Origin of the sequence: Comamonas sp. E6, from assembly GCF_001010305.1 — a bacterium.
Taxonomy (GTDB): Bacteria; Pseudomonadota; Gammaproteobacteria; order Burkholderiales; family Burkholderiaceae_C; genus Comamonas; species Comamonas thiooxydans.
In genome coordinates, this window is record NZ_BBXH01000015.1 from 108626 (window position 1) to 127334 (window position 18709).

Consider the following 18709-nt stretch of genomic DNA (forward strand, 5'->3'; position numbering starts at 1 on the left):
TCAGCTCAGGCGCGGCAGAGCCAACCACAGGCCATCGAGTTCGCGCACCTGTATGCGCCGGTCAAACACGGACTCCAGCGCGGCATGGGTGGCGGGATCGCTGCAAGCGCCCTGGTGGGTGATGCGGCCGGCCTGCATGACGATCATCTCGTCAGCCAGCAGGGCAAAGGACAACTCGTGCAGCACGCTGACCAGGGTCGCGCCTTGCTGCACCAGACTGCGGGCCGCCAGCATCCAGTCGGTCTGGTGCGGCGGGTCAAGATTGGCCAGTGGCTCATCCATCAGCAGAGTCCGGGCCTGCACGGCCAGGGCCCTTGCCAGCAGCACGCGCTGACGTTCACCTCCCGATAGCTGGCCTATGCTGCGCTGGCGCCAGTCCCAGGCATGGGTCTGGCGCAGCGCCTGCTCCACGGCCTGCCGGTCGGCGTTCGAGGCCGGAGCCAGCCAACCCTGGTGGGGCAAACGCCCCAGCATGACCACGTCATACACGGCCATATCGGCCGCAACAGGCTGATTCTGGCCCAGCCAGGCCAGGGCCTTGGCACGCTCGCGGCCATTCCAGTCGCCCAGCTCGCGGCCCTGCAGAAACACCGCGCCGCTTTGCCGCTGGTTGGCGGCACGCATGCCGGCCATGGCGCGCAGCAGCGTGGATTTACCCGCGCCATTGGGGCCAACGATGGCCGTCCAGCGGCCCTGGGGAATGCGCAGGCTGATCTGACGCAGCACCTCGCGCTCGCCCAGCTGCACGCTCAGAATCTCGGTCGCCAACGCGATTCCGGTCTCGATATTGCTGCTCATGAGCCCTCTCCAGACGGCATGGCGCCACGCTTGTGCATCAGCCAGAGCAGATAGCTGCCGCCCAGCACGGCGGTGAGCACGCCCACCGGCAGTTCCTGAGGCGCAATCAACCATCGCGCCAGCAGGTCGGCGGCCAGCAGCAGCACCGCCCCCATCAGACTGCTTAGCACCAGCAGCCAGCGGTGCAGCGCGCGCACCATGGAACGCACCAGATGGGGCGCAGCCAGGCCTACAAAAGCGATCAAACCGGTCTGCGCCACGGCGGTCCCCGTGGCCAGCGCCAGCAGCACGATCAGCAGCAGACGCAGCGGCGCCAGCGGCAGACCCAGACTATGGGCCGTGGCCTCGCCAAGTGCCAGCCCGTCGAGCACGCGGCTCAGGCTCCATGACAGCACCAGCGTGGGCAGCAGCACCCACAGCATCAGCCGGCAGGCAGGCCAGCCCGCAAACGCCGTGCTGCCCAGCATGAAAGACTGCATGGCCTGCATGATGTCGGGGTTCATGAGCAGCACCAGCGATGCGGCGGCGCCCAGCACCACACCCACTACCACGCCGGCCAGCAGCAGGCGCATGGTGTTCTGCACGCCCTTGGCCAGCACCAGGGTCAGCACCACGGCAAGCACGGCACCCGCAAAAGCCGCGCCCGTCACGCCCCAGCGCGCCAGGCCGGCCAAAGCGAAAGGAGAGACACCCAGGGCGGCCATGGCCAGCGCCACCCCAAGCGATGCGCCCGAAGCACTGCCCAGCAAATAAGGATCGGCCAGGGGGTTGCGAAACATGCCCTGCGCCACCGCTCCGGCCAGCCCCAGCAGGCCTCCGGCCAGCAAGGCCGCCGCCGTGCGTGGCAGGCGAATATCCATCACGATCTGCCAGGCCAGCGGGTCTTGGCGGGCATTGAGTACGCTCTCAAAACCCGTACTGCCGATACCCGCGCCCAGCAGCGCCAGCAAAGCAGCAGCCAGCGTCAGCCACAGCAGCAGCCAGGCAGCGGCCAGCCCGCGCTGCCCCCTGCGGTAACGACTGGAGATGCAGGCGTTCATGGGCTCTTGCCCTGCCTTGCCGCCAGACGCTGCAGACATTGGGCAATGATTTGCGCCCCCTCGGCCATGCGGGGACCTGGGCGCACCAGAATGTCGGATTGTTCGGGCGTGAAGGCGCAGATCGCGCCCTGCTTCACCGCCCGCATCTGGGCCCAGCCCGGGTATTCCGGCACGCCGGTTTTCCAGGCTCGCTCGCCGGCCATCAGAATGTCAGGATCCAGCTTGACCACATATTCGGGATTCAGGCGCGGAAACGGCCCTTGTCTGGCGTCGACCACGTTGCGCAGATGCAGCCGCGTCAGTGTCTGGCCGATAAAGGATTTTTCACCGGCGGCATACGGGCCGCGACTGGCCTCAAAGTACACACGCTGACCGCGCATGGCTCCGGGCACGCTGGCAGCGGCCTTGTTCAGGTCGGCCTCGATTCCGGCCCAGACGCGGTCTGCGCCCTGTGTGGGCGGCAAGGCGAGCAGCTGACCTATTTTCTGCATCACGGTGCGCGCTTCCTCGTGGGTGCGTGGCTCCAGCGCCACCACCTTGAGGCCCAGCGCCTCCATTCGCGCAATGGCCCGTGATGCCATGGAAACCAGCACCAGATCTGGCTTTAGCGCCACAATAGCCTCGATATTCGGATCCAGCCCGCCACCCACCACGGGCACGGTCTTCACATGGGCTGGCCAGTTGGAATAGCGATCCACCCCCACCAGTCGTTCGCAACCGCCCAGTGCGCACAGGCTCTCGGTCAGTGAGGGCAGCAGGCTGACGATGCGCTGCGGCGGTTTGGCCAATTGCACCTGCGCGCCACGTGCATCGGTGATCTGCACGGACTGCGCCGCCACCGACAAAGCCCCAGCCAGGCCGCAAACAAGCAGCGCAGCAGCGGCAAACTGTTTTACGGTGGCCCTCATGCCTGCGGCCCTTTCAATGCCAGAGGCAAGCCGGCGCACATCAGCGTGACGCTTTCGCAATGCGCTGCCGCCTGCTGATTTAGCAAGCCCAGCGCATCGACAAAGGCGCGCACTTCGCGCCCCATGGGAATCACGCCCAGACCGATTTCGTTGCCGACCAGAATGACGGGGCCGGCTGCTTCATCAAGCGCTTTCAGAAAGAGTGCTAGCTGTAATTGCCAGTCGGGAGCTGGAGATTGGCTGTCTTCAGAGTTCCCGGTCTGCACCGGCATCAGCCAGTTTGTCAGCCACAAGGTCAGGCAATCAATCACCAGCAGCCGCTGCGGGCTGCTGTGCTGGGCCAGCACCTGGGCCAGCTCGCGAGGCTCCTCTATGGTCAGCATGCCTGGCACGCGCTCGGCGCGGTCGCGCTGGTGGCGCGCAATGCGCTCGCTCATTTCCGCGTCCCAGGCCTGGCCGGTCGCCACCAGCGCAGCCTGATTCCCGGCATCCGTCTGCAGCCACTGGCGCGCCAGCAGCTCCGCACGACGGGATTTGCCGCTTTTCTGCCCGCCCAGTATCAGCTGGGTACGCGGCATGACGAAGGAGGCTGTGCTTGCAGGGCTCATGGTGATGGACTAAAGGTTCAGTCTTCGATTGTTGCGCCAAAAAGCGCCGCCACAGCCGATGGGCAGGACGGAAACCAGGCATGAAAGTAACTGGCCCGCACACTGCCATATTGATAAAGTGCCTCGCCACGGTCTGCCTGTACGGCTGCACCAGGGCGGCTGCTGCGCGTGAGCACCGGCATGGCGGTCTCCAGTCTTGTGTAGTGAAAGGTATGACCCCGCAACAAGCCCATATCAAGCGCCAGCTGCTGCATGCCCAGACCGCCGAGCCTGCTCTGCATGACAACCTGGCCGGGCAGCAGCCCCCACATGGGCTGGGTGCTGCCGTCCAGTGCTGTCACGCCATCACACAGCGCCAGCATGCCGCCGCACTCGGCCCAGACGGGCTTGCCCTGCGCCATATGCTCTGCAATGCCGTCGCGCAACTGCCGGTTCTCATGCAGGGCCCGGGCATGCAGCTCCGGATAGCCGCCGGGCAGCCAGATCGCATCGCAGGGCGGCAGCGCATCGCCAGCCAACGGCGAGAAAAAGCACAACTCGGCCCCCATGGCACGCAGACAGTCCAGATTGGCGGGATAAATAAAGGAAAACGCCGCATCGCGCGCAATGGCAATGCGGCGGCCGCTCAGCCAGTGCTCCACCCGAGCTTGATCGCCGGACATGTCGGGCGCTGCAAAGTCCACGCACCAGTCCTGCCAGCTGGGTCGACCATCGTCCGCACTCCAGGCCCGTTGCCCCAGTGGCGTCTGGGCCAGGGCGTCAGCCGCAGCATCCAGGCGCTGCAGCGCATCGCCGAGCTCGTGGGCTGCGATCAGGCCCAGGTGGCGCTCGGGCAGCAGCGCCGCTGACTTGGCTTTGACCGCTGCATCGCCCAGTTGCACACCGGGCATGGCACCCAGCCACAGCGACTGCTCGCGCAGGCCTTGCCTGAGCAGATCGGCATGATGGGCCGTGGCCACGCGGTTGGCCAGCATGCCGGCCCAGCGCAGACCGTCACGGTAATGCTGCAAGCCATAGGCCAGCGCCCCGAAAGTGCCCGCCATGGCCGAGGCATCGACCACGGCCAGCACAGGCAGACCCAGCAGCAGCGCCAGATCGCCAGCGCTGAAATTGCCGTCGAACAGGCCCATCACGCCTTCGACAAGAATCAGATCTGCTTCCTGGGCCGCCTCATGCAGACGCTGGCGCACATCCCCCTCGCCCGTCATCCACAAATCCACCGAATGCACGGGCGAACCGCTGGCCAGCTCGTGCCAATAAGGGTCCAGAAAATCCGGCCCGCACTTGAATACGCGCACCTTGCGTCCCTGGCGCGCATGCAGGCGAGCCAGGGCAGCCGTGATGGTGGTCTTGCCCTGGCCGGAGGCCGGAGCACTGATCAGCAGCGCCGGGCAACGCAGGCCGGGTTCATGCATTGCGATGACTGTCATGGCCTCTTACCTGGCTTCCCACTTCACACCGATATAGCCGCTGCGGCCTTCGGTGGCATAGGTTCGGGCCAGCTCATAGCGCTTGTCGGCCAGGTTGTTGACGCGTGCCACCAGGCTCCATTCACGCGTCAGCTGCTTTTGCGCACTCAGATTCCAGAGCGTGTAACCGCCCAGCACGGTCTTGTTGGCCGCATCGTCAAAGCGCTTTCCGGCAGCCTGCATTTCGGCACCCAGCCTCCAGCCGGCCAGCGTGGTGTCGGCAGAAAGATTGGCGTAGCGCTTGGAGCGGCGAGCCAGTTGCAGATCCTTATCGGTATCGCGCGGATCCTGGAAGTCCACCGAACCTTGCAGATTCACTCTGCCCACTCGCGTGGTTGCAGCAAAGGTAATGCCCTCATATCGCGCATTCGCCACGTTGGCATAACAAGCGCCCATATTGCCTGGGCAACCACCCGGCGTTCCCACATAGTTGATGAGATTGGAGAGGTTGTTGCGATAAACCGTGGCCGAGAAGCTGTCGCTGCCCTTGCCCCATTTCAGGCCGAGTTCCACATTACGCCCCTCTTCAGGCACCAGCGATGCAACGCCATACTGGCTAAAGCGCTGATACAAGGTAGGCGCACGGAAAGATGTACCAGCCGATGCCGTAGCACGCCAGTTGGGCATGAACTCGTAGCCATAGGCAGCGCTGCCTGTGGTGTGACCAGCAAATTCGCTATCGCGGTCATGGCGGGCATTAAGTTGCAACGTGTGCTTACCCAGATTCAGACCGTAACCCAATGCCAGCGCATTCTGCGAACGCTCGCGGCTGCCAATATCAAGGCCGCTGTTGACCAGCTTGTCTTCGCGGCGCTCCAGTGCAACGGTTACGGTCTGCACGCCCAACCTCCATTCGTTATGGAACAGATAGCTGTGCAGACGGGTATCTGTTTCATAAGGACTTGGCTTGGTCTGATAGAAGTCGCGCGACTGCGTGTACTGCAGGCGCGTGCTGTAAATATCACTCCATTTGGCCTGCCAGTTCAAGCCCACTGCGCTCATCTTGTAGATGCTGCGGTCGTCGTACTTGCTAGCGTCGTAGCCAGAATTCATATAACTGGTCAGCGCCGTTGCTTCCACGCGCTGATTGGCCGAGAGCTGATAGCCAATGCGGCCATTGAAAGCATTGCTGCGATAGCCGTCTGCATCAGGATTAGAGCCCGCAGAAGTTTTGGAATTAAAGCCATTGCTGCTGGCATGCGAAACACCCAGGCTGTAATCCCAGCCAGCGACACCGCCGCTGATGCCTGCCTGAGCCTTCACAGTGCCACGGCTACCCCAACCTAGGCCCACGTATGGCTTGGCCTTGCCCTCGCCCTTCTTGGTGAATATTTGAACTACACCGCCGATGGCGTCCGAGCCATAGACGGCAGCAGCCGGGCCACGCAGCACCTCAATGCGATCAATGGATTCCAGAGGAATGTCTTGCCAGGAAGCTCCCCCGCTAGCAGATTGGGTGTCGAGACGCACGCCGTCGACATAAACAGCCGTAAAACGCGTATCAGCGCCGCGCAGATAAACACTGGTCGAAGCACCAGCACCACCATTGCGCACCATCTGCACACCCGGCAGACGCGAGAGCACATCGGCCACACCCACGGCACCCGCAGCTTCAATCGTTTCACGGCCCACCACCGACATATCGGCCACCAGATCGGACAAAGGCTGCTCGATGCGATTGGCAGTGACCACGGTTTCTTTCATGTGCACCGCATCGGCCTGTGCAGCTGATTGAGCCTGTGCAGCAAACGCCACGGCCAACGCAGATGCCAGAAGAGTGGGACGGAGAACAAACGATGCGCGTGCGCGCGAAGCCACCTGCGCCATGCGCAGGGACGAAGATTGCGGACTCATGGAAAGCACACTTGAATACACCCACGTCAGCCTACCCGCCGACATTGAGCAAACATACCTGCACAAAATGCAGGCAACCCATGTTGGCCGGTATCCGGGCTAGGCGAATCATCCTCTTGCCGGCCTTCCCAGCGCGCAGCGCCAGTGGCCATGGGGAAAAAGGTGGAATGCCGCAGCATTCCATTCGCCGACCGTTGCGGGGGCAGCGCAGGTTCGGTGTGCCAGTGTGTCTGGCCAGCACCTCCCTGCTTCCCGTTGAACTGAGACCACAGAAAAGCGACCTCGAGCACCAACAGGCGCCCATTGTAATGAGCGCCACGCGGCGCAAATCCTTCATTCGGAGTAACCGAGCGCGGTTCAGGTGACGATTTTTTACCTTAAACATGCGCTTGAGGTACACAGAACTTGTGCAGCACGCTACGATTTTGAGAGAAATATTGCAGTTTTACGATTGCGGCAGTCAAGCAGCCTGTGCTCTGACGCAAACTGCTGAATTTGCCTGCACATTTATACTCACCCACGGACTGCAAGACCTACAATGGCAGAGTCTATGACCACCCAGCCCTCTCTTGATCTCATTGCCGAGCGCGTAGAGCGTCTGCTGGTGCGCCACGAGGAACTGCAGCGCACCAACACCCTGCTCACCGATCAGGTCATCGCTCTGACGCAAGAGCGCGATTTGCTGCGTCTGCGCCTGCAGGCCGCACGTGCGCGCGTCGATGCCTTGATCGAACGCCTGCCCGCCAACCAGGGAGAGTGACAGTCGTCACCCTCCATCACCAGACCCGCCACTGACGCCCATGAAGCAGATCGATGTGCAAATCATGCAGCAAAGCTATGTGCTGACCTGCCCCGATGGTCAAGAAGAACGTGTGCAGGAAGCCGTTCGCCGCGTGGACGAAGCCATGACCCGCATCCGCGACAGCGGCAAGGTCCGCTCGCGCGAGCGCGTGGCAGTGCTGGCAGCCCTCAATATGGCTTTCGACGTGCTTGACCGCGATGCCCAGCAAGCCCTTATGGCCAACGCCCAGGCAGAAATGCAGGCGCATGCTCAGGAGCAGTTCGCGCCCCTCGAGGTCAATGAGGCCGCCCAGGCTGAGCTGCAGCGCCAGCAGGAGCTTGCCGAGCAACTGGTGCTCAAGCTCGATCAGGCACTGGATGCTGACGCCAGGCTGCTCTGATCGGGTAACCTCAGCAGCAAAGCAGTCATGACCTCCGCGCGACTGCCAATACCCGTTAGAATAAAACCGTCTGCAAATCTGCCGGTTTTTATATTTCCTTGAACCAATGCTCAACGAGCATGGGCTTGATAAATCACCTATTGAGCGTGATCGTCTCGCGTCAGATGAACCCAACGATAGGTTGCTCTTGCCCACCTGAACCCCCGGTTCAGGATGACGAGCCGGTGGCATTTGCAGACACCTTTACACATACAAGCTGTTGATTTGCTTGCTTTCCAGCCACGAAGATGGCCTGAAGAATCAAACAAAGCCGAGCAATCGCAGGCAATTGAAATCAACAACTTGTGCATCTATCTGGATTGATGATTGGCCCGCGTTGCGGGCCTTTTTCTTGCCCAATAGACTGAAGCCATGCTTGCAGCCACCCTTCTCTGCCTCGTCATCGGCATCTCAGACGGCCGCACCCTGACCGTGCGCTGTGGTGAGCTTGGCGCTTATGAGCAGGTCACGGTCAGGCTGCAGGGCATCGATGCACCCGAGCGCAAGCAGCCATTCGGCGAGAGAGCCCGACAAGCATTGGCTGAGCTGACCTTTCTTAAGGAGGCCGAACTGCGCTGCACCAAGACAGATTGGCACCAACGGCAGGTCTGCTCTATTCGGGTGACCCCTGCATCGGCACCCAGCGGGCCGCGCACGCTCGATGCCGGCCTGGCCATGATCACCCAAGGCATGGCCCGGTGGTACCGCGCCTGTGGCCACGAACAGTCTCCCCAGGCGCGTGGACAGTATGAGTTTGCCGAGCAAGAGGCCATGGCACGCAAAGTCGGGCTGTGGCGTGATCCAGAGCCGGCTGTGCCTTGCAATCGGCGCACTCGCGCGGGTTTCTGCAAACCCTAAGTCGGTTGTCGCCCTAGCGAGCAGATCAGGATTTTCATGTTATTGCCCGCTGCACAGGGCAGATTCAACCGGTCGATGCAACACAAAGCAGCCGCTCCGAAGTGAAAACGCCAGCAAGCGTATGACATGATTCAGCGTCACCCTCGTCGCAGGCATACCCTGCCCCGCGCGCAGCGTCTCGCAGGCGGTGCGCCTTCTTGTTTGCCGCTGTCCACCAACATCCCTCCGCAATGAGCACCGCCATCTCCCCTCAGCCCCGCCCTTTCATGACCGTGGATGTCTTCACGGCCGTACCCTACCGCGGCAACCCCGTGACTGTAGTGCTCGATGGGCGCGACCTTGACGATGCACAGATGCAAAACTTTGCGCGCTGGACCAACCTGTCCGAGACCACCTTTGTCCTGCCCCCGACGGACGCGGGCCGCGCCCAGGGTGCCGACTATCGAGTGCGCATCTTCACCCCGACTGCCGAAATGCCGTTTGCCGGCTACCCGACGCTGGGCACCTGCCACGCTTGGCTCGCCCAGGGCGGGGTCCCCAAGCATCCAGAGCGCATCGTGCAAGAGTGCGCCAAGGGTCTGATCCCCATCCAGCGCTCGGTCCACGGCCTGGCATTCGCCACTCCGGCCCACCAGGCCCTACCCCTGCCTGACCATTTGCACCTGATCTACGAGGCTCTGGGCATAGACGCAGCCCAGGTGCAGGATGCCGCCCACCTGGACAATGGAGCACAGTGGCTGTGCCTGCTGCTGGACAATACCGACAGCGTTCTCGTCCTGGAGCCCGACTTGGCACGTATCAAGGCCCTGGGCCACAAGGTGGGGGTGGCTGCTCTGTATCGAGCCACCAATGCGATGCCACTGATCGGCAATGCCTGTCAGGAGACACAGGCACAGCTCGAAGTACGCGCCTTTTCCACCACCGGTGTGGAAGACCCGGTTACCGGCAGCCTGAATGGCAGCCTGGCTCAGTGGCTAATCGCCCAGAAACATATGCAGGCGCCCTACGTGGCAAGCCAAGGGATCCGCGTGGGCCGCAACGGCCGAGTGTCCGTGCAGCAGGATGCACAGCAACAACTGTGGATTGGAGGCCACACAGTCACCTGCATGCAAGGCACGGTCCAACTGTAAGAGCGCCCCCGATCCATGAGGCGTGCATCGACGATCAATGCAGCCAACTTCAGCAGCGCCTCGTGGGCACCAATAGCGACTTGTACAAGTTGGCTGGCAACTTGACCAAGCTTGAAGTCCCCTTGAAGTGAGATGCAATGTACAAGGTGGCATTGCAGATGCCGAGCCGGCGTCTGAACGGCTGGGCCGATTGAATCTGTCGCCGTTCGGTCGAGAAGACCGCAGTAACGTTGGCAGCTGGGCCTGAAGTAGGCTCAGCTCGAAAGCACCGCACGAACCAATGCCTCTACGTGGATTTCGACGGTATCAAGGCAGGGAACAGGGCTGTTGCGGTCACTAAGGATCAGCGGCAGTTCAGTGCAGGCGAGTGCTACATGGTCGATACCTTCACGTTGCTGCAAATCCCGAATGATGGCAACGAACTCCTGGCGAGTGTTCTCTTTGACAAGGCCATGCTCAAGTTCGGCCTCGATCTTGGCCTGGATTTGCGCAATCTGATGCTCACTGGGCACGATAACTTGTATGCCCCGATCTTCAAAAGGTGTCTTGAAGAATGTATTCGTCATGGTGAACACGGTACCCAGCAAACCGACTTTTCGCGCGCCTCGCTCCTGTGCCGCGTTGCACATGGCATCAATGGCACTCACTATGGGAACCGGCGACAGCGGGAGTATGCGGTCCAGAACGATGTTGGGCGTATTGCCAGTCAAACCCACCATGTCCGCACCACCGGCGGCCAGGCTGTGAATTGCGCCGAGCACATAGTCGGCAAGCTGCTCAAACTCGCGTTCACGACAGAGGCTGAACACCTTGAAAGCGTTGAGGCTTTCGATGGACAGGCGAGGCAGATTCTCCTTGCCCGTCTGTGTCTGAACGCCGTGAATGATCTTTCGGTAATAGGCCACGGTGGACTCCGGGCCGATGCCACCAATGAGGCCGAGTTTCTTCATTTCGCTGTTCCTTGAGGTAATTCCGGGCGGTTGCCCATGGCGACATTCAGCGAGGCCGCTGAATTGCCTGCTGAAACGGTGCCAGCATGTGTTTCGATGAAGCGCCTTAGCAGCATCAACGGCGTTGGTGTCGGACTAACGCCTTGCAGCATGGCTGCTGGATCCAGACCTTCCGCGCGCAGCACTTGCGCTCTTGCATTGATGCAGGCTGCCATGACTTCCGATGTGAACTCTGGATGAAACTGCACGGACACCGCGGTGGGGCTGTATCGGACTATCTGATGGGAATCGTGAGCTGAGCGAGCCAATGCCCTGGCTCCATTGGGCAGGCGCAGGATGGTCTGAAGATGTGTGAGGTGGGCCAGGAAGCGAGGTGGGCATCCGGCAAGCCAGTCGTCCGGCTCAGCAACCGCCAGTTGTTCGATTTCCAGACTCCCCATCTCTCTGCCGTCAGGGTGGTAGTCCACTGCTCCTCCCAGTGCATGAGCCATAAGCTGATGCCCATAGCAAACTCCCATGAGAGGCATCCCCTGTGTCACAGCCTGCCGTATCCATATGGCGGTCGCTTCGCTCCAGGGATGCTGATCGGTCACCATGGACCACGAGCCCGTGATGATCGCCGCACGGTGCTGTCCGGGCTCGGGCAGAGGTTCTCCTTCATACACCTTCACTATGTCCATGGTTTCGGGCCTGCGGCCGGCAGCTGCCAGAAACCACTGGGGAAGATCGCCTGCGATGACTCGAATGTCCTCGGGCGGCGTACCCGCCTGGATCAGCAGCAAAGATTGAGAGTCCACGAGAAATGTAGGAAGGTGGCAAGACCTCACACTTTAGTGAAACAAATCCATCATGAATACTGAATTCCAATGATGAGAAAATCTCAAAATGAGAAAGATCGATCTGGAATCGTTGGCGTTCTTCAAGTCTGTTGTGGATACCGGTAGTGTCACCCAGGCTGCCAGGCAGATGAACCGCGTGCAGTCCAATGTCACCACGCGCATCCGCAATCTGGAGGAGCGTCTGGGCGTGCAACTCTTTTTGCGGCATGGCAACCGGCTCAAGCTCTCGGCCGAAGGCGAGGTACTGCGCGGCTACGCCGAACGGATATTGCGACTGTCGTCAGAGGCCGAGTCCGCAATGCTGCTTCGGGCGCCGCAGGGTACGCTGCGACTGGGCACACTGGAGAGCACGGCTGCGGCGCGACTGCCTCCGTTTCTATCCAGGTTTCATGAGCGCTACCCGGATGTATTCATCGAACTGGTTACCGGATCCACATCACGGTTGTTGGACATGGTTCAGCGTTATGAAGTGGATGCAGCGCTGATTTCTGAGCCGTTTACGGCACCGGGACTGGCGACCCAGAAAGCATTCGATGAGGAACTGGTGCTCATCGCCGCACGCTCGGCTACCGGTGTGCTGGATTCGGAACAGTTGTCACGCTGCACAGTGATTGCATTCCCTGCAGGCTGTTCGTACCGTCGAATCCTGGAGGAATGGTTTGCCAACATCGGAACTGCCCCTCACCGCGTTCTGGAGATGGCGTCCTACCACGCCATCGTGGCCTGCATTGCAGCCGGTACGGGCGTTGGCATCATGCCGCGCTCCATCTTGAGGGCCGTACATGCCGAACCACAGTTGCAAGTGCTTCCGCTGCCCAGACACTATGCAGAAGTGACCACGCATCTGGTCTGGTTGCCACAGCAGGAGTCAGCCTCCACGGAGGCGTTGAGGCAAATGCTGGCCGCCGACCGCCTAAAGAGTTGACCTTAAGCTCTTTGAGCTTAGGCAGCCGCTTCTGGTCGTTTCCGACCAGACACCATGCCGCAGCCGCAGCGGCCTGCGCCGAGTCACTCTCGCCTGACCGATGGGCCGCCGATCAAAATCGTCCACAAGCGCATCTACCGAACTTCTTGCAGCAACTGAAGTCCCACAACAACGACTAGCCCCAGCTCATCAAAGTGTCGCAGGAAGAACTGAGGCAGGCCAACCACGTCAACTCCTTCGACAAGCCCAATGATTTCCCTATTGAAATCGACGCCAACGTCACAGGCGTGATGATTACGGTCGATGACTGGGAAATGCCTTTGGTTGAAGGATGCTGGACTTACCCAGTCAATACTATGCGATCGGAACCTCCTGAAGTGGCTGGGCGACACGAGCGCGCAGTGTCTACAGGAAGATCCTTGGAGTGTCAGGTAGGAAATAGCGGCGTTCGCACAGGATGTGGTTCTTACTGCTTAATCACGGCGCCAGCCAAGGCCTCCAGAAGTGTCATCCCCGCCTGCCCACAGCGGCATGCTGCCTGGACCTTGATACGCTCCACGCCCCCATTCATAGCGCATATCACTGCTTCCCATCGTCCGCTGGGCACCTTGCTCTGACATGTGTCCGGCATCACGCCCCGGCATCATCGAGCAACCCGCCAGCGTACTGACTACTGCTGCAATTAAAAGTAGCGCTTTCATGACAACTCCTTGAGAAGAAGGAGTCTTCAAGGCTATTCCTGAGGCGTGTGTCCGCTGTAAATTCTTGTTGAACGGCTACTTTGCTTACCTAATTCATACAACAGTCAGTATTGATGCGCTCTGTTTTTTGAAGCTTTGAAGCCATAAAACTTGGCTGTCTACTTGAGGTCGAGGCTGATCGGCTCTTTCTGGCAGGCTGATGAGCCCTTTGTTCCAGTGAAGGCACTGCGCGACGAATTCGTGTGCCCAGGCACGTATGCCGAGCGGCTGGACGAAAGGACCGTGCAGTGCCTCGAAGCAAAAGCTTGACCCTGCCATTCACCTACATGTTCTGAGCGCCATAGAAGGCACCATCACCTCCGGTCCAAGGACGTCCATTGTCGTCATGCATCCAGCGATCCCGGTCGCCGCTCATATTCATTCCGCCCATCGTCTGGCTGGAACTCTCGGCAGGCATAGACCCGGAACTACGTCCCGGCATCATTGAGCACCCTGCCAGCATGCTGGCAAGTGCCGCGATTAAAAGTAGCGCTTTCATAGCAACTCCTTAAGAACGTGGAGCATTGCAGGCTAGTCTTGCCGCGCGCGCTGCATGTAAGTTCTTGTTGAACTTCCTGTTTGCCTACCCAATTCGTGCACCGTCCCGGCTCAACCGGGCTTTTTTTGTTTCTGGATCGCAATGTTCAAGAACATTTACCGCAGTGTCGTAGGTCGACATGTCGAGTTGAAGGCGCCAGGAAACACTTCTACCGATATAGCCTTCCAATGGCTCTGGGTCACCTTGCCGTATGCACCGTTAGCGATCAGTTCGACCCAAACTTTGTCAGGTCACTCATGGTAATTTTCCGGGGCCGGAATTCGGGCAAACTGTTATTTGCAACAACCAATCGCACCTTGGCGACCATTAACCGGCAATGGCTCACTCCCCTGAAAAAACACGCGGACCACCCTTGTGGGGCCCTAAGTCTTCATCGCCTCTTGCCAATGAAACTCAGCATTTCGAACGCTGGCGCAAGCGCACATGGCAGTTGCACGCTTCGGTCCTATTGAGCCATCTATATGCCTTCATGCTATTTCTCGGCCACTGCTGGGCAGGCTACGTGCCGTTGCATGCAGTGCTGCTGTATGGGCTCTGGATAGGTGCAGGGATGGCCTTTATCACCTGGGCCTACGCCAGTGGCTGGAGCCAGACTCAGAGTGACCCTGGCTTATTCTTCTGGCACCAACTGGTCTCGGTTACAGGGGTGCTGGGCTTGCTTGTCGCAGCGCCTCAGGTTGCGTTCCAGGCACTGGTTATGCTTCTGGTCTTCAGTACCGACGGCTTTCTTGCACCGCGGCGTACAAGTTTCTGGATGACCTGGAGCTGCACGCTCATTGCAATTGCACTGGCTGTTTACTGGGTAGGGCCACAGATGCGCATGACCACCGACACCCTCATCGGGCAGTTCCTCACTGTCGGCGTCATGCTCGGAGCAGTCGTCCGATGCAGCGTGCTGGTCACCTACTTTCGTGGCATGCAATATCGACTCAGTGCGAGTAATGAAAAACTGGCCATCGCGCTGAAGCAGATTGAAAACTTGGTGCGCAACGATGACTTGACGGGACTGGAAAACCGCCGAGGGGTCATGGATCGACTGCAACAATGTATTCATGCGGCTCAACGCAGAGACGCCCCGTTTTGCATCGCAATGCTTGACATTGACTTCTTCAAACAGGTCAATGACCGTTACGGTCATGAAGGAGGAGATCAAGTACTTCGAGCCTTTGGACAACTTCTGTCCTCGCAGATTCGTGCAGCCGATTGCGCTGGTCGTTACGGCGGAGAAGAATTTCTTCTGGTGCTCTGTGACACACAACTGGCCCAGGCAGGAGTGCTGCTTGAGAGAATTCGCGAAAGCACAGAAGCACTCCCGTGGACACAGTTAGTGCACAAAGATCTGCGAGTGACATGTACGTTGGGTGCGACTCAGTATCGACAGGGAGAAACCGCAGAAGCCCTCATCTCGCGCGCTGATGCTGCTATGTATCGAGGCAAGGCCGCTGGACGCAATCGCGTAGTTCTCGCGTAGATCAAACTTTCGCTAGCCAAGACCCTGAGCCGTCAGATCACTTCCTTGTGAGTGATCATTCCCGCCCACTGCCCACCGCTATCAAGCACATTGCACTTCTTGATGCGGTCATGGACGCCGAGAGCCTTCACGATCGCAGCTTTCCTTGATACAGGAGGCGCCATTGCCAGGGCCAAGCCTTCGCGCCTGACTACCGATCCGATTGAGGCGAAGGGAGGCGAAGGCCGCAATGCTCTTGCATTCTTTCCGAGCAGCGCCAGCATCACCGGCGCCAAGGCCGCGCCCGGAGATAAAACGTGCCATGCGCACAGCCGTTTTCAACATCCACTTATCGAGCCCTTCCTGCCATGCAGCGGAATTTTGTGCGTGGAAAAGCACATGCACCCGACGCTCATGAATCGCCACTGCCTTGCTGGACTTATTGCAAGAGCAGGTACTGAGGCAGTTTGAATGTTTATGGCCTGGCATCTACGTCGCTGGAGCTCGATCAATATCTCACTACCGATGCATGTGGCATGCTTGGCACCATTCACATTTTTTAACCATGGAGGCTCAATGAAGATGAATATGCCGTGTATCCGCCCTCGTGTAGCAGCCTTGCTACTTGGAGTTTCAGGTCTAGCAGCCATGTCCAGTTCCTGGGCATGCACACGGCTGGTATTTCACGGAGCCAACGGCCAAGTGATCACTGCACGATCCATGGACTGGAAGAGTGACATCGTCAGCAACCTCTGGGTACTGCCGCGAGGCATGCAGCGCACTGGCGAAACCGGCCCCAATACTGTGCGCTGGACGTCCAAGTATGGCAGCGTCATCACTTCAGGCTATGACATTTCCACTACCGACGGGGTCAACGAAGCCGGTCTGAATGCCAACCTTCTATGGCTCGTCGAGTCGCAATACCCTGCATTTGGCACCAATAGCAAGCCAGGCCTATCGATTGCCGCCTGGGCTCAATATGTACTGGACAACTTTGCGACAGTGCAGCAGGCAGTAGCCGCGCTAAGTAAGGAACCATTCACCCTCGTATCCGACACCATGCCCGGTGAAAACCGGCTGACAACCGTACACCTTTCAATCTCCGACGCCAGCGGCGATAGCGCGATCGTGGAATACATCGCGGGCAAGCAAGTCATTCATCATGGTCGCCAATACCAGGTCATGACAAACTCGCCAACCTTCGACCAGCAACTGGCGCTCAATGCATACTGGAAACAGATTGGAGGCACCACAATGCTGCCTGGCACCAACCGTGCAGCAGACCGCTTCGCCCGCGCTTCGTTCTACGTGAACGCAATACCCAAGGATCAAAGCCCGAACAAGGCGCTCGCCAGCGTGTTCAGTGTGATTCGCAATGCCTCTGTTCCTTATGGCCTGAATACGCCGGAGGAGCCCAATATTTCCTCCACACGCTGGCGCACCGTGTTTGATCACGAGCGCAAGCTGTATTTCTTTGAGTCGGCACTGACACCCAACACCTTCTGGGTAGACCTGAAGGCACTGGACTTCAGCAAGGAAAAAGGCAAGGTCATGAAGATCGATCTGGGACCGGACCAGAATCACACTTATTCAGGGGATGCCACTGGCCAATTCAAGGCATCCGAGCCATTTAAATTTCAAGGCATCTGATCATTTCTCAGCCAATGATTCTGCCCTGATACAAACCCGCACCGTGCGGGTTTTTCTTTCTGGAGCGCGATGTATCAGCCAATGCTGGCGGTCCGCCAACCCTGCCTCCGAGTTGCCACTGTCCTACCGCAAAAAGGCGTACCGACCTTATCCACATGCACTCAGCGCACCCCAAAAGACCCCTGACTGACAAGCAAGCAGGAACCCTTCAATGGGCGCGTATCCCTAGTCTCATCAGACGATTTTCCTCAACTCCACCACTTCAAGAATCTGGCTGATGAGTTGCTCGATCTTCAACCGCTGCATCGTCCTTGATGCGCAGATTGGAGTGCAGGAGCATCAAGCCAGACCGAAGAATCTTGATTCGCCTGAATGTTCAGGGTCCCTATCGCAAGGAAGTGGCATGTCGTATACGTTGACTGGTTTTGAAGGCAAAGTGGCCGTGGTCACCGGTGCAGGCCGGATGCGCAGCATCGGTCGCCCCATTGCACTGGCATTGGCGCAAGCGGGTTGTGATGTTGTCCTGACGGGCACGGGCCGCGCCCCCGACACCTATCCGGAAGATGAGCGCAAAGCGCATTGGCGAGATATCGAATCGGTGGCGGATGAAATCCGTCAGCTCGGGCGCCGCGCCCTGCCTGTGGTTTCCGATGTCAGCAATCCAGAGTCCATCGACGCATTGCTTGCACGCACGATTGCAGAATGGGGACGTGTGGATTTTCTGATCAACAACGCGGGCGCAACCCGCGGCGACGACCGCATCCCGGTGACGGAGCTATCCATCGATACATGGCATCGGGTGATGAATGTCAACCTGAACGGAACCTTCTATATGTCTCGTGCGTTCGCAAAACATATGGGGGCACAGGGAGAAGGCGGCGCCATCATCAATATCTCGTCGCTGGCAGCGCAGCTGCTGGCACCTGACACTGGCGCCTACGCCACCACCAAGGTGGCCATCAATGGCCTGACCACCATCATGGCGCGAGAGCTTGGCCCCAAGAAGATTCGCGTGAATGTCGTGGCTCCAGGCATCGTGGAAACAAGTCGCCTGGATGATGTGCCTCGCGGCAAAGTGTGGGACGACATGATCGCCGGCTACATCTCTCTGGGTCGAGCAGGTACCGGCGAAGATATCGCCCACTTGGTCGCATTCCTGTGCAGCGACCAAGGCGAATGGATCACCGGTCAGAACATCTACGTCGACGGCGGCCATCTGCCAACGCCACGACGCCCAACATGAATTAACTGCACTCCAACCGTGAGTCGCATGAGTGGGCTCTGACAAGCCACCTCAAGCAACAAACAGGCTCGCCATCGCGCGAGCTTTTTGCTTCCAGAAACGCCATGCGCACTGCACCATCAAGCAAGCCCCATACTCTCTACAGCCGCTTCGCAAGGTACAGAGCGGGCCGCTGCAGCCGCCAAGGCCGAATGGCTTGACGTCCAGATTCAGGAAGCAAGAAAGGTTGCCGCCCGACTCCTTCATGAGCACAGAGAGCCTGGCACAGGACCCGCATCACTCTATCGAGCTTGAATATCACCGACGCGAATGACGACAGGCCCCTGACCTTGATCGTGCTTTGTCGCAGCCAGCCCATGAATTGCTTGCCAATGGGCTCTGTATGCCGCCAAGTTCTGCCCCGCTCCAGCAAGTTCCTTGGCTCTCGTCAGGCGCTCAAGCGCATCGCCACTGATAGCTGCTGATCGA

16 protein-coding genes and 1 riboswitch are annotated in these 18709 nt (G+C 59.5%); of the genes, 8 read left to right on the top strand and 8 right to left on the bottom strand.

Annotated elements, in window-relative coordinates; translation table 11 throughout:
* The 6 genes from CSE6_RS14340 to CSE6_RS14365 are packed head-to-tail and all read right to left on the bottom strand — an operon-like array spanning nt 1 to nt 6677.
* Nucleotides 1–798: an ABC transporter ATP-binding protein gene (locus CSE6_RS14340; protein WP_059440802.1), complete on the bottom strand. Its 798-nt coding sequence runs from the start codon at nt 796–798 to the stop codon at nt 1–3.
* Nucleotides 795–1838 (bottom strand): iron ABC transporter permease, encoded by a 1044-nt coding sequence (locus tag CSE6_RS14345; protein WP_193751128.1) that lies wholly within the window; start codon nt 1836–1838, stop codon nt 795–797. Before CSE6_RS14345 ends, CSE6_RS14340 begins: the two co-directional genes overlap by 4 nt.
* Entirely contained in the window at nt 1835–2746 is a 912-nt protein-coding gene (locus CSE6_RS14350; RefSeq protein WP_034392362.1) for an ABC transporter substrate-binding protein, read from the bottom strand. Before CSE6_RS14350 ends, CSE6_RS14345 begins: the two co-directional genes overlap by 4 nt.
* Nucleotides 2743–3324: a bifunctional adenosylcobinamide kinase/adenosylcobinamide-phosphate guanylyltransferase gene (locus tag CSE6_RS14355; protein WP_059440828.1), complete on the bottom strand. Its 582-nt coding sequence runs from the start codon at nt 3322–3324 to the stop codon at nt 2743–2745. Before CSE6_RS14355 ends, CSE6_RS14350 begins: the two co-directional genes overlap by 4 nt.
* A gap of 47 nt (nt 3325–3371) precedes the next feature.
* Nucleotides 3372–4784 carry a cobyrinate a,c-diamide synthase gene (locus CSE6_RS14360; RefSeq protein ID WP_059440803.1) on the bottom strand — a complete coding sequence of 471 codons (1413 nt, stop codon included), beginning with the start codon at nt 4782–4784 and terminating at the stop codon, nt 3372–3374.
* A gap of 6 nt (nt 4785–4790) precedes the next feature.
* Nucleotides 4791–6677: a TonB-dependent receptor domain-containing protein gene (locus tag CSE6_RS14365; RefSeq protein WP_059440804.1), complete on the bottom strand. Its 1887-nt coding sequence runs from the start codon at nt 6675–6677 to the stop codon at nt 4791–4793.
* Nucleotides 6678–6744: 67 nt separating this feature from the next.
* A riboswitch (cobalamin riboswitch) is annotated at nt 6745–6986 on the bottom strand.
* A 241-nt stretch (nt 6987–7227) separates the two neighbouring features.
* Here CSE6_RS14365 and CSE6_RS14370 point away from each other — a divergent pair.
* The 4 genes from CSE6_RS14370 to CSE6_RS14385 all read left to right on the top strand — a co-directional run bounded on the left by CSE6_RS14370 (nt 7228) and on the right by CSE6_RS14385 (nt 9885).
* Nucleotides 7228–7437: a hypothetical protein gene (locus CSE6_RS14370; RefSeq protein WP_003063053.1), complete on the top strand. Its 210-nt coding sequence runs from the start codon at nt 7228–7230 to the stop codon at nt 7435–7437.
* 40 nt (nt 7438–7477) lie between these two features.
* A complete protein-coding gene (locus tag CSE6_RS14375; RefSeq protein ID WP_059440805.1) occupies nt 7478–7858 on the top strand; it encodes a cell division protein ZapA in 381 nt (126 codons plus the stop codon).
* 411 nt (nt 7859–8269) lie between these two features.
* Nucleotides 8270–8755 carry a thermonuclease family protein gene (locus tag CSE6_RS14380; protein ID WP_059440806.1) on the top strand — a complete coding sequence of 162 codons (486 nt, stop codon included), beginning with the start codon at nt 8270–8272 and terminating at the stop codon, nt 8753–8755.
* Between the two features lie 230 nt (nt 8756–8985).
* Nucleotides 8986–9885, top strand: a complete 900-nt coding sequence (locus CSE6_RS14385; protein ID WP_059440807.1) for a PhzF family phenazine biosynthesis protein — start codon at nt 8986–8988, stop codon at nt 9883–9885.
* 254 nt (nt 9886–10139) lie between these two features.
* On the opposite strand, the gene CSE6_RS14390 is transcribed toward CSE6_RS14385, so the two are convergent.
* Both CSE6_RS14390 and CSE6_RS14395 read right to left on the bottom strand, forming a co-directional pair.
* Entirely contained in the window at nt 10140–10835 is a 696-nt protein-coding gene (locus CSE6_RS14390; RefSeq protein ID WP_059440808.1) for an aspartate/glutamate racemase family protein, read from the bottom strand.
* Nucleotides 10832–11632, bottom strand: a complete 801-nt coding sequence (locus CSE6_RS14395) for a glutamine amidotransferase (protein ID WP_238585702.1) — start codon at nt 11630–11632, stop codon at nt 10832–10834. Before CSE6_RS14395 ends, CSE6_RS14390 begins: the two co-directional genes overlap by 4 nt.
* A gap of 88 nt (nt 11633–11720) precedes the next feature.
* On the opposite strand from CSE6_RS14395, the gene CSE6_RS14400 reads away from it, so the two are divergent.
* From CSE6_RS14400 to CSE6_RS14430, 4 genes are all read left to right on the top strand, one after another.
* Nucleotides 11721–12599: a LysR family transcriptional regulator gene (locus CSE6_RS14400; protein WP_059440810.1), complete on the top strand. Its 879-nt coding sequence runs from the start codon at nt 11721–11723 to the stop codon at nt 12597–12599.
* 1615 nt (nt 12600–14214) lie between these two features.
* Nucleotides 14215–15369, top strand: coding sequence for a GGDEF domain-containing protein (locus CSE6_RS14420; protein WP_233425143.1), 1155 nt, complete (start codon nt 14215–14217; stop codon nt 15367–15369).
* A gap of 555 nt (nt 15370–15924) precedes the next feature.
* Complete coding sequence (locus CSE6_RS14425; RefSeq protein ID WP_034394203.1) at nt 15925–16998, top strand: linear amide C-N hydrolase; 1074 nt, start codon at nt 15925–15927, stop codon at nt 16996–16998.
* Between the two features lie 277 nt (nt 16999–17275).
* Entirely contained in the window at nt 17276–18241 is a 966-nt protein-coding gene (locus tag CSE6_RS14430; RefSeq protein WP_238585703.1) for an SDR family NAD(P)-dependent oxidoreductase, read from the top strand.
* Nucleotides 18242–18709 lie beyond the last annotated feature (468 nt).